The sequence below is a fragment of the Mesorhizobium sp. P170090 genome (assembly GCF_057786115.1).
This window is the reverse complement of record NZ_JBYNWH010000001.1, coordinates 4,260,789-4,272,770: the sequence shown is the minus strand read 5'-3', so window position 1 is coordinate 4,272,770 and position 11,982 is coordinate 4,260,789. Positions and strand designations below refer to the sequence as shown.

The window sequence follows — 11,982 nt, the reverse complement described above, 5'->3', positions numbered from 1 at the left end:
GGGATGAACGCCGGCCTTTGACGCGGTGCACTCTTGCCTTAGACTTCGGCCCTTAAACTTCGCCGATTGCGGCAATTGGGAATTTGGAACATGGCTTTTGGCGGCCCAAACGACAGAAACGATCTGCCGCGCCTGGCACGCATCGATCCAAAGCTGTTCGATATCCTGTTCAGCGGCTGCAAGGTCGAGCGCTACGCCGCCGGCCAGCATCTATTCGTTCAGGAAGATGCCGCCGACCGGATCTACGGGGTCATGAGCGGCACGGTGGAAATCTCGATCTATTCGCCCGGCGGGCAGAAGCTGGTGGCCAATATCGAGCTGTCGCGCAGCCTCGTCGGCGAGATCGGCGCGCTTGACGGGCGGCCACGCACCGCCACCGCCATCTGCCTGACCGCTTGCGAGCTGGTTTCGCTCAGCAGGACACAACTCTTTGATCGCATTGAGAGAAATCCACCGCTGGCACGCGCGATGATCGAACTTCTGTGCGCCCGGCTGCGCTGGGTCAGCGGCGAACTCGGCGACCAGGCCTTCTTCGGCATCGAGGCGAGGCTCGCCAAACGCCTGGTCTTCCTGGCCAAGGTGATGGCCGACAGCGCCGGCTGGATCCCGATCTCGCAATCGGAACTCGGAGAGTTCCTCGGCGCCACGCGCGAGTCCGTCAACAAGACGCTCAACGACTGGCGCAACCGCTCGTTCATTGCCATCAAACGCGGCGGCCTGCGTATCACGGACACCGGGGCACTGCGCCACATCGCCGAGTCGCAGGACGACGACTGACGCCGAATCAGAGCCGCGAAATCAGGTAGCGCAGCGCCGAGCGGCTGGGCATGAAGAAATATCCACCCCCCTTGGTGGTGACGAATTGCGGCATGTCACGGAGCGTCGTGACCTTTTCCCATGACGGAATGGTGAACCTGCCATCGCCGCCGCGCGAACCAATCGTCGGGTCCTTTTCAGCGACGAGGCCCTGGAACGTGGCCGACGAAACCCAGGTCTGCTGAATGAATTCGTACTGGCGCTCTATGTCGGCGTTGAGGCACATGAACAGCAGCCCCTTTTCGACCTTGCCATTCTTGCCGTCCTGCTTCTCATAGGTACGGCCGACCCGCAGGATACGATGGCGCTTGCCGATATTGATCTGCGTATCGCGGTCCTCACCCAGCGAGTCGCGTGGGTTGGAACGGCGAATGTGGGCACCAAGCGGGCAGCGATGGCCTTGCGGATCCTCGGCGCCAGCGGCGAAGTTGTTGTCGATGACGCGTCCCGGATGATCCGGGTTGCGCACCAGCGAGCTACCGTTCTGCCAGCGACCGAGCATCTTGGCGGCAATCCAATCTTGCGTGATGGCTTGGTTGCCGAGTTGGCTCGCGACCAAGGCTGCAGCCTTTTTGCAGTAGTTGTTGAAGACGTCGACGTGCTGCTCGAACTGGCGAATAACCAGGAATGAACCGTTGCGCCCGAAATCGCGCGGCGGTGGCGGCAGGCCCGGAATCAGCCGGCTACGGCGCACCTGCGAAAGGATTCCGGTCCGATCGCGTGATGCGCTTACCGAGGGCGAGGCTGGATAGAACCCATGCTCATCACGATAGCCGAACAGAAACTCGCCGGGCGCGACCAGATGCATGGGCGCGGCGCCCCTGCTGGCGCGGGTCGTGCCCCGGACAATCGGCTGCGAAATCCCGTCCGCGAAACCGAAATGCTCGTAGGCTGGCCCACGTTCCGACCGATCGTCACGCTTTGCCCCGTCGGACGATTTCGTCTTCGTGTCGGTCGGACCCCGGTTTACGGCGAGCGGCAGTTCGGCGACGACCTTCATGCCTGCACCGGTCGTCTTTCGTCTCACGGTGGCAATCTCGGTCTTCAACCGTCCCGGGTCTTCAGCATAGCAGACGATGACCAGGTCCACAGGGTTCTCCAACGACCCCCACTCCCATTCGTCCGGGCCGTCGCGGCCTCGGTCGTCCAGTATGCGCCCACGCTCGGGGTTGCCCATGCCATGGCGAAAGGCGATCGGAAATGTTTCCAGTGGATCGCCCTCCACACCCTCGTCGAGCCCAAACTGCCGCAGGCCACCGGGACCAAAGGCGACTATCATGGCGCGCCCGGCGGGCCTGCCTTCGCCGAAACTCGTCTGCTCGACAACGAAATCGAGCCAGGCTCTGCGCTTGGGCGCCGGCAACTTGTCCGGCACCCGGATCGCAAGCATATGCGAATAAGCGAGCGGGCCGAGCGGGCCGAAGAAGATGGATTGGATCTCGCCGGTTTCCAGCTGCTGCTCGAGAGGCGCCGGAAAGGCTGAGCTGATATTGGCCAGCAGCGAAGTGGTCTTTTGAACGGTGGTTGTTTCGCTCGCCGGGCGCCGTAGCGAACCGAACAAGCTCAGCCAGTCGCGCGCCTCGTTGCCGACGGCGGAAGCAATGCCGCGCCTGACCCGCGAATTGATCCGGATGCGCTCTGTGTTGATTTGGGGATAGGCGGAGTACCAGAACAGGGTCGGCACCTGCTGGCGCCGCGCCCAGCGCTTGAAACGATCGCCGTCGCGCGCGCCGTCCAGGAACAGCCATCGTGTGCGTGGATAGCCCACGGTGTTGCTCCACACGCCGGTCAGGCCAGCGGACGCCTTGGCGATGAAGTCCTCAAGATAGCTTTCCCAGCTGCCGCCGTAGTTGGAGAAGAACATCAATCGGTTGGAGCCGGGCAGCAGTATCCAGCGGGCGAAATGGATGGTGTTGATGGTGTTGAGGAAGCCTGGCTTGAATACCTTCTGGGCAGCTATCGAGATCAGGTAGAAAGAAAACCTGAGCGCCAGCCGCCGCAGAATGCCGGCCTTCATCGTCGAAATCGCAGTCAGATGGTTTTGTGCCGCGTGGCCCTCCTTGACGAGTATCGCGTTCAATTCAGATATTCCGATCGATGTGCTTTCCGGCCGATCCCTGTCCTCGCGGCGTCGCAGCGCCAGCAAGCACGAAAACACCAGCAGCGCCGCTGCCAGCAACACCCCAAGTCCCGACAACAGAAGTGAGGTGATTGCCACGGCTATGGCGGTGAAGGAGATTTCCTGGGAACTGATGTCGATAGATCTGCCGAACACCACACTGTAGGTTATGTACCAGCAAGCAGCCCAGATGATCGCCACCGTGACGAAGACCGGTGGTACCAGCAACGTCGTCATCAGGGCACGGCCCCAATGACCCGGCGGCTTTTCCAGCAGGCTCTCGGCCGGCTCGAACGCCCAGGCAAACGTCCCTAATGACTGGACATGCTGGCGAACTTCAGCGAGCACGGCAGGAGCGTTGCCGGCGCCTTTGCGTGGCCGCTCGACGATGTCGCGCACGGCTTCGAAAAGCTGCTGCTCGGCCTTGATACGCTGGACCGAGTGCCCCGGCGTGCCCGAAAACACCAGTCCGGCATTGCTGCCGAAGGACGGCGATATGTCGACATTGTGCTTGCGCAGGAAATCGTTCAATGCGCCGCCATCGCGCAGATCGCAGACATCCTTGAAGATCGGCCGCAGCCGGTGCCCGATGGCGTGCGTGACCGCATCGATGACATCGTCGATGCTGCCGTCACCGGAAATCTCGAGAACCAGAGCTCCTTTTTCCCGACCGGAATCAGCGCCGATCTCGCCGGTGCCGACCACGGTCAGGCTGGTGAAGTGGACGGTGCCGGCAATGTCGAGCGCGGTGCGGATATCTTCGACGGCCGGGTTGCCGAGGCTGGCAACCTTGTCGCGGACAGCATCCAGCGACGCGGATCGGGTGACCGGGCAGACCACCGTCACCATGGACTGCGTTACGGTGCGGCAGAGTTCTGCCCGTTCGAAATCGACCTTGAGGGTTTCGGGATAGGCGCCGATGCGGGTCATCCGCCCGGCCTTGCCGGGCATGCGGCGCACGCCCTGCTTCTGGAACAGGGCGCGCAGGCTTTCGCCGATCTGGATCCTGGCGATCTCGGCGCCGATGCACTGATGAATGCCGTGGCCGAACACCATGTAGTCGCGATGCGGGCGCGATGTGTCGAACTGGTCCGGGTTCTGCACGGCGTCCGCATCGAACATCGCCGACAGCGTCGCCGGCATCACCACCGTGCCGGCTTTCACCAGGCGCTCGCGGCGCGTGCCCTTGCCGATGATCGCGTCGCGGGCCGTGTAGCGCCAGGGGCCGACCCAGATCGGCTTGAAGCGCATGGCTTCAAGGACGGCCCTGTCGAGCTTGGCGGTATCGTTTTCGGCCAATGCGGCATCGATAGCCTGCCGTGCGTCGGGCCGCGACAGGATCACGTCGAGGCAATTGCCGGCGGCCAGCACATTGGTCGGGACGAAGCCGGCGATCATGCCCAGCATGATCGAGTTGAGGTCATCCCGCGACAGGCGGCCCTGATCCATCTGGACAACCAGCCTCGCCAGCGGTTGCTCGGCCTTCAAGCCCCGGTCCCTAGCCGACTGGATGGAGCGATCGATGACTTTGAGAAGACGGTCGCCCGCCACCACTGCGAGTTCGCGCATGACGGGGCTCGCCGTCGGGTCCGAAAAGAACAGCGCACTCAGCGCGATCGCCCAGTCGGCGAATTCGGATTCATCGTCCATCTCGACGCCGAAATAATCGCGGCAGATGTGCACCGGGACGATCTTCATCAACCTGGAGATCGCATCGAAGCCGGGGCTGGCGCGCGTCATGATCTCTTGCGAATGACGCGCCGCGATCGGCCTGACGGCGGCTTCGACCTCGGCCGGCGGGAATGCACTCAGCACCGACGATTTCATGCGCCGGTAGTCGGCGCCGTCCTGCATGCCGAGGATGAAGTTCGATCCGCGGGCAAGCTCGGTCATTTCCGGGCCGTATGGGGTCTGGAATTCGTCGCCGCGCTCCAATATGTCGCGGACATCGGCGTTCTTGGTGACCACCAGAACACCGAAGAGCTTGCCGGTCGGGCGGATACGCCGCAACAGGGAAAGCGCCCAGCGGGGGTCTTCGGCCAGAGACCCGACGATGCGCGCAATCAGCCCTGTCTTGCGGATCCGGCCGAGATCGAACGGCGGCATTTCCGACAGCGGGCGCTGGTTTTTCTGGGCCACGCGAATAGCGTCGAAATACTTCAGTTCGGTCATGCGCGTTCAAGCCCCCCGGCTATCCACGTTATTGCGATGCCGGCCGTTCAACGCCTAGGTTTGCATCGGTTGCACGTATGTGAATCTTTTCACAGTTGGTCCATGTTCCAGCCAGCATTGACGCCATGTTCATTTGGCCAGTCGGAAATTGGCGACGAGGATCTCGTTCGCGGCCTTGTCGGTGAATGGTATCCAGCGCACACGCTGTTCTGAAAAATCGGGATGCCGGGTGGTGAAAATGGTCATCTCGCGCCGCGCCTGTTCCGGCCGGCCGCTTCGCATCAGCGCGCCGATCTTCAGGAACCTGGAATAAAAATAGCCGGGAGACAGGTTGAGCGAGCGATCGGCAGCAGCGATCGCCGCAGGCCAGTTCTCGACCAGACAATAGGCCGCCGTCAGTTCCCCCAGATTGTGGAAGCGGTAGAGGTCGAACGGGCTCAATCGCTCGGTATCGAGAAAGAACGGTATCGCTGACGCGGCATTGCCGAGCAGCAGCTGGGCGCTGCCCATGGCCGAGCGCGCGAAGGCAAAGCTCGGATTGATGTGGATCGCTTCCTCGAGATGGTCGACCGCCGACCGCGGTTCGCCGCGCATGATGTCGACGGCGCCGAGATGGGCGTGCGGGCGTGCATCCAGGCTGTCCACCAGCAACGCCTTGCGGGCAAACTGCTCGACCTTGTTCAAATCGTCGCTGTCGCCGAAACGCAGCCATGCCCGCCAGAAATACCACCACGCCAGTTCGTTGAGCACGGCGCTCGAGTTGGCGTCCTCGCGGTAGGCCTTCTGGAAGAACTCGAGTGCGGTTTCGGTGTCGCCGCGGGTGCGCCGGTTCATGTGCCAGCGTCCGCGTCGCACCAGTTGCCAGGTCTCGAGGCTTTCCCAGGGAACCTGGAAGGTGCGTGCCTGTTCCGCCCGGTCGACCTCCTTGTCGAGGATCGAAACGATCTCAGCGCCGATCTGGTCGCGCAGGTTGAAGATGTCGACCAGATCGCGATTGAAGCGCTGCGACCACACCAGCCGCCCGTTGGACGCGTCGGCCAGCGAGGTGTTGAGGCGGATCTGGCCACCATTGCGCGTCAGCGTGCCGCTGACGATGTAGCGCGCGCCGAGCGCGTTGCCGATCACCCGCGTGCCCAGCGTGTCGTCGCGGAACTGGAAGCTGGAGCCCTTGGCGATGACCGACAGCCATCTGGTGTTGGAAAGACCATAGATGATGTCCTCGGCGATGCCGTCGGCCATGTAGCCGATGTCATGCTCGCCGCCATCGGCGTGGAAGGGCAGGACGGCGATCGCCGGCGGCCCCTTGGACGACAGCTTCTGCTGCGCATTGGCCTGGGGAATGGCCGCGAACGACGCCGCCGGCGAGGATCCGTTGCCGCTGCGGCCGGCGATCAGAACGCGCACCGGCAAGGCGATGTTCTTCAGCATGAATTCGCCGAGATCGGTGAATTCGGCCGCCGTCTTGTCCTTCACATGGTGCCAGGTCGTCTCCGAAACGGCGAGACCGTTGCCCGGCGCGAATTCCTGGATTCTCGCCGCGATGTTGACGTCGTCGCCATAGAGGCGGCCACCACGCACGATGACGTCGCCGGTGTTGATGCCGGCGCGAAACGGCATGCGCATGTCGTCGGCAACCTCGGCGTTGAGGGCGACGATGCGGCCCTGGAAATCAAAGGCCGCGCGCAACGCCTCGATCGGATTGCCGAACTCGGCCATGATGCTGTCGCCGGCGTCGCCGAACGTGCGGCCGCCAAATGTGCCACAGCTGTCGGCGATGATGTCGCGCCGTTCCTCGAATGCCGCGACAGCAAACTCGTCGTCGATGCCCATCAGCCGCGAGAACCCGACGGCATCGATAGAAATGATTGTCGCCAGCTGACGGGTGTAGTTCCGTACAGCCATGTTCGAGCCCCCGCTCCCTTTCTGGTTCTGGTCCAGCACAGGCGACGACCCGTTCCTGAAACACTTCGCCGCGCGCTGAGAGATGAAGATTCCGGCGGGGTTGGCGCGCCATGCCACCCCGCCAGGACCAGAAGTCTAGCAGGGTCTTTGGCAAAGCTCTACCACCATCGGGTTGTCCAGCGCGGGCCGTGGCAGCACTCATGGTTGGCCGGCGGTTGGCGCAAATATTGGCGTGCCGTCGCTCTGAGCGCGGCGATCCAGGGCTTCACGGAACCTGCGCGACGTCACATCTCGGAACAAACTGTGCTGCCTGCGAGTTTCCGGTGCGGTTCATGCCAACGTGAAATGAGGGTAATCATGCGAAATCTTGTTCTGGCGACCGGTGTCGTCGTTCTTCTGGCCGGCTCGACGGCCTTTGCCGCGGATGACAGCCCGCTGCCGCCGACGAATGCCCAGAAACTGTCGGCAATCATCGCCAAGGTCGAGCAGCGCGACGGCTTTCGCTATGTGAAGGAGGTCGACTGGGACAAGGACGGCTACACCGTCACCTATTACACTGCCGACAAGGCGAAAGTCGAAATCACCTTCGATCCCGTAACAGCCGAACCGAAATAGCGCCGATACCGACACCGCTTCGGCAATTCCGTCCGCCGCGTTTTTTGCCTAGAATGGTGGCAGTTGTCGGACAACGGGGCGACCATGCTTTCTTCCAGTCGAATTGCCAACTCGCTTGCGCTTGTGATCGCACTGGCTGGCGCGGCGGTCTGCCTTGGTCCAGCGCGTGCCGACGAGCCGTCCTTCGACTGCCGCAAAGCCAGCCTGCCGGTGGAAAAGGCGATCTGTGCCGACCCGCAACTGTCGGCAATTGATGCCTTGGTGGCCGAGGCCTTTACGGGTTTCGAGCCAGCCTTTGGCGGCGACAAGCGCAAGATCGCCCGTGCGCTCATCGCCGACAGGAACGCCTGTGGGCAGGATGCCGCCTGCATCGTCAGCGCCCAGAACAATGCGCTGCAGACCTACGGCAATGCGCAGTCCTGGGTGCAGGACTACAACATCGCCCTGATCGGCAAGAAGGCGCTCGACACCGCGGCCCGCCGTCCGGGCAGCCCCGACCAGCCCCTGCCCTCGTCGATCGGCCAATGCGCCTTGACCCACATCACCGCGCTGACGACGCGGCTCGGCGACGACCCGCTGGAAACCGCCGGCCCTGAAGCCGGCAGCCTGGCGCGGTTCAGCAATGGCGGCGCCGGGGTTTCCTACGAGCGGGTGCCTGGCCTTGCCAGTTCGAAAGCCGGCGATCCTGTCGTCATGTGCCTGATATCGATCCCGAGGGATTGTCCGCAGGGCGACGAGCGCGGGCGGGTCTATTACGGCGTCGACCTCACGATAAAAGGCACATGGGTTTTGCCGGATTCGCAACATCTATGCGGCGGCGCCTGAAGATTTGCCGCAAAGCACTGCTGGATGCACTCTTGCGCCGATCCGCCTTTGATGGCTGAGTGCGCGTAACAGTTGCAGGGCACGGGGGTGCATGGCCATGGTTAAGCATGTTTTGAAGCGCATCCTGATGATGCTTGCCGGCTATTTCGTTTCGGTGCTGATCGGATTGTTCGCGGTCGTGGCGATATATTGCGCACTCGCCGTATTGCCCAACGCGCCGGACTATTTCGGCGCCATGCAATTTTCGCCCATTGTCGTGCTGCTGTGGCCGCCGCTCGGCATGGTCGTCTATTTCCTGACGATCGTGCTGACCGGCCTGCAGACGCTGATCTTCGCGCTGCTCGCCGAATTCTTTGCCCTGCGCAATTTCCTGGTGCACATGCTGTTTGGCGCCGCTGCCGCTGCAGCCGGCTTCTTCCTGGTCTGGCCGGCCGCGGAAGAGGATGCCGGACGCTGGGCCGATATCGGCATCATCGCCGCCGCCGGCCTCGTAGCCGGTCTGGTCTATTGGCTGATCGCGGGCCGCGACGCCGGCTTCCGGCGTCCGCTCATCCAGCGCTGATCGCAGGAAACGGGCGACCGTCCATCGGCCAAAAATCTAATAAAACCAGAGAGACAAAGTGAGTTCCTCGTTCGTTGAACGAGGAACTCCGCTGGTTCAGCTCGTCGGCGAGCGCACCGCTTCAGTCGCTTCCAGCGCCTGCATCAGCCGCGTGTCGCGGTCGTAGACGTCGTTGAAATATTCGACTTTGCCGGACAGGTCCGGCCAGGCAGTGAAGTAGGAGACATAGACGGGAATCGTGCGTGTCACGTCTTCGCTGGCATGGCCGTGCTTGAGCTTTTCGGCGATGTCGTCGACCGAGACGCCGAGCACCGCCGCCGCCATCCCACGTGGATCCTGAAGGCGAATACAGCCATGGCTGAGCGCCCGCATATCGCGCTGGAAGAAGGATTTTTGCGGCGTGTCGTGCATGTAGATGGCGTGCTTGTTGGGGAACAGGATCTTCAGTTCGCCCAGCGCATTGGCTTCGCTCGGCTGCTGGCGCACGCTGTAGGGAATGTTGGCGCCGTAGGCGCCCCAATTGACCGAGGAAGAGGGAACCCGCCTGCCGCGCGAATCGGTCACCTCGTAGCCGGCACGGTCGAGATAGCCCGGATCGCCACGCAGCCTTGGCAGCATCTCGTTGACGATGATCGACTGCGGCACGCCCCAATAGGGATGGAAATCGACCTGCTTGATCTCCTTGAAGAAGAAGGCGGTCTGGTTGGTGGTCCGGCCGATGACGACGCGGGTCTTCAGCTTCTCCTCGCCATTGTCGATATAGCTGGCGGTGAAGGCGGGCTGGTTGATGAAGACCCGCGGGCTGCCGAGATCGGACGGCAGCCAGCGCAATTCTTCCAGCGCGACCTGCACCTTCTGCAGCCTGTCGGCCTTGGACGTGCCGGCGAGCGAGGCGACGGTGCGCGGGCCGATGACCCCATCGCCCTTCATGCCGGCCTTCACCTGCACGGCCTTGATGATCGGAACCAGTTCGGGAACATAGACATCGCTGGTGCCGAGACGAGACAGGATCTCGCCATAGGCGCCGCCCATCTCGTCGTCGAGATTGCGCGCGATCAGCGTCAGCAGCTTCGGCAGTTCGGCGCTGGTCTCGCCGGGCTTCAGCAACAGCTTGGGATCGACGACGATTTCGTTTTCGGCGCTCGCCTGCAGCGATTCAAGTTCGACGCGCAGCGCCTGATATTCCGCGTTCTGCGGGTGCCGCGATTCGAGGTAGGTGCGCACTTCCTGGGTGTGAGCCAGCGTCTTGAGCGCGCCTTCCATGTCGACCGGCTTCGGCGGAAATTCATAGTAGCCGGTGATGCGATTGGGATCGACGCGCCCGCTCTGGGCGTCACGGGCATAGCGCAGCACGCGCGCCGACAGCGCCATCTCGAAGCGGACGAGTTCCTTCAGATGGGCGTCGGCATCGACTGCCGATGCGTTGGCTGCCGGCACCTCGACCGTGTAGTCGGCCGACGTGAGACCATAGCTTGCGGCTTCGCCAAGCACCCGCACCGCATCCTGGGCGCGGGCATTGGGATTGCCCTCGTTCACCCAGATGAAATCAGGATTGGCAGAGTAATAGGCAATCAGTGCCTTGGCGATATCGGGCTCGGCATAGAGTTCATAGTCACTAAGGCCTGCAACGGCTTCGCGGAAGGCAGTGCTGGTCGCCGACGGCACAAAGGCGGCGTCTTCAGCTGTTGCCACCTGGGGAGGTGCTGCCACCAACGCGGCAAAGTCGACGCGCACCAGCCGGTCGGCCTTGTAGGTGTAGTAGGACGGGCTGCTGATCCTGGTGCCGCCGCCGCCCGATACGGCGGGCTTCGGCTTGCGCTTTGGCGGCGGCGGGAATTCGCCTTGCGGCCTGTGCTTGACGCCACCGCCGAACAGCATGTCGAACAGGCCTTGCGCGCTTGCCTGCGGCACACCGAAGGCCAGTGCTGCCGCCACTGCAAGCGGCATCACGGTGGCTTTATTTCCGAGGAATTTCATTAATCACCCGCTCCGGCTGCAAGCCGGCTCCCGTTCCGCGCCGCTAGACGATCTTGCCAACCGCATGGCGGATGTAAGGCGCTACTATACCGATTCATACCGATTTCGTTAAGCTTCCATAAATTTCCGCAGGCCTGTTGCAGAACGGTTTCACAACATCGTGACGTCTGGAGCGGCGTTGCCGCTCCAGACCGGTCAAAGCGGCTGCTGCTTCAGGCGTTGGCGCCACCGTCGATGGTGAGCGCGGCGCCGGTGACGAAGCGCCCTTCCGGACCGGCGAGCCAGGCAACCATGCCGGCGATCTCGTCAGCCTTGCCGAAGCGGGGCGTCGCCATCTTCCGCCGCTGGTGTTCGGCATGCGGGCCTTCGGCCGGGTTCATGTCGGTGTCGGTCGAACCGGGATGAACGACGTTGGCGGTGATGCCGCGCGGACCCAGGTCTCGCGCCAGCGCCTTGGTCAGGCCGACCAGCGCAGCCTTGCTGGTCGAATAGGCGCTGAGGCTGGTGTCGGTGACGCGCTCGGCCAGATTGCTGCCGATCGAAATGATGCGGCCGCCCTCGCCCATGTGAGCCGCTGCCGCCTTCGAGGCCACGAACGGCGCTCTCAGATTGACCTCAATGGTCTCGTCAAAGTCGGCCAGCGACATCTGTTCGATGGGCGCCGCGCGCCAGATGCCGGCGCTGTTGACCAGGATGTCGAGCTGGCCGAAGGCATTCACCGCCTCGGCGACCGAGCCTTCGATGGCGGCGGCGTCGCGATTGTCGGCTTGGATGGCGATCGCGCGACCACCTGCCGCTATAATCTCGGCGACGACAGCTTGGGCCGGCGCCGAGCTGTTGACGTAGGTGATGGCGACGTCGGCGCCATCGGCCGCAAGCCGTTTTGCTATCGCAGCACCTATGCCGCGGCTGCCGCCGGTGACCAGTGCTGCCTTGCCGTTCAATCCGTTCGCTGACATGTCATTCTCCGTTATGTAACGATCGATACATAAAT

8 protein-coding genes are annotated in these 11,982 nt (G+C 63.0%); 4 read left to right on the top strand and 4 right to left on the bottom strand.

Annotated elements, in window-relative coordinates; all coding sequences use genetic code 11:
• Positions 1-90: 90 nt before the first annotated feature.
• Positions 91-777 (top strand): Crp/Fnr family transcriptional regulator, encoded by a 687-nt coding sequence (locus AC3EML_RS20695; protein ID WP_023668987.1) that lies wholly within the window; start codon positions 91-93, stop codon positions 775-777.
• Between the two features lie 7 nt (positions 778-784).
• Here the strand turns inward: AC3EML_RS20695 and AC3EML_RS20690 are convergent, their stop codons facing one another.
• Entirely contained in the window at positions 785-5,107 is a 4,323-nt protein-coding gene (locus AC3EML_RS20690) for a cytochrome P450 (protein WP_352520357.1), read from the bottom strand.
• Between the two features lie 129 nt (positions 5,108-5,236).
• Positions 5,237-7,009 (bottom strand): adenylate/guanylate cyclase domain-containing protein, encoded by a 1,773-nt coding sequence (locus AC3EML_RS20685; RefSeq protein ID WP_488505306.1) that lies wholly within the window; start codon positions 7,007-7,009, stop codon positions 5,237-5,239.
• 357 nt (positions 7,010-7,366) lie between these two features.
• On the opposite strand from AC3EML_RS20685, the gene AC3EML_RS20680 reads away from it, so the two are divergent.
• The 3 genes from AC3EML_RS20680 (at position 7,367) to AC3EML_RS20670 (ending at position 9,011) form a co-directional block, all read left to right on the top strand.
• Positions 7,367-7,624: a PepSY domain-containing protein gene (locus AC3EML_RS20680; protein WP_023668990.1), complete on the top strand. Its 258-nt coding sequence runs from the start codon at positions 7,367-7,369 to the stop codon at positions 7,622-7,624.
• A gap of 84 nt (positions 7,625-7,708) precedes the next feature.
• Positions 7,709-8,449, top strand: coding sequence for a lysozyme inhibitor LprI family protein (locus tag AC3EML_RS20675; RefSeq protein ID WP_352520355.1), 741 nt, complete (start codon positions 7,709-7,711; stop codon positions 8,447-8,449).
• 91 nt (positions 8,450-8,540) lie between these two features.
• Positions 8,541-9,011: a hypothetical protein gene (locus AC3EML_RS20670; protein ID WP_023668992.1), complete on the top strand. Its 471-nt coding sequence runs from the start codon at positions 8,541-8,543 to the stop codon at positions 9,009-9,011.
• A 96-nt stretch (positions 9,012-9,107) separates the two neighbouring features.
• On the opposite strand, the gene AC3EML_RS20665 is transcribed toward AC3EML_RS20670, so the two are convergent.
• Positions 9,108-10,988, bottom strand: coding sequence for a L,D-transpeptidase family protein (locus AC3EML_RS20665; RefSeq protein ID WP_352520354.1), 1,881 nt, complete (start codon positions 10,986-10,988; stop codon positions 9,108-9,110).
• Positions 10,989-11,200: 212 nt separating this feature from the next.
• Positions 11,201-11,947, bottom strand: a complete 747-nt coding sequence (locus AC3EML_RS20660) for a 3-oxoacyl-ACP reductase family protein (protein ID WP_023668994.1) — start codon at positions 11,945-11,947, stop codon at positions 11,201-11,203.
• Between the last annotated feature and the right edge of the window lie 35 nt (positions 11,948-11,982).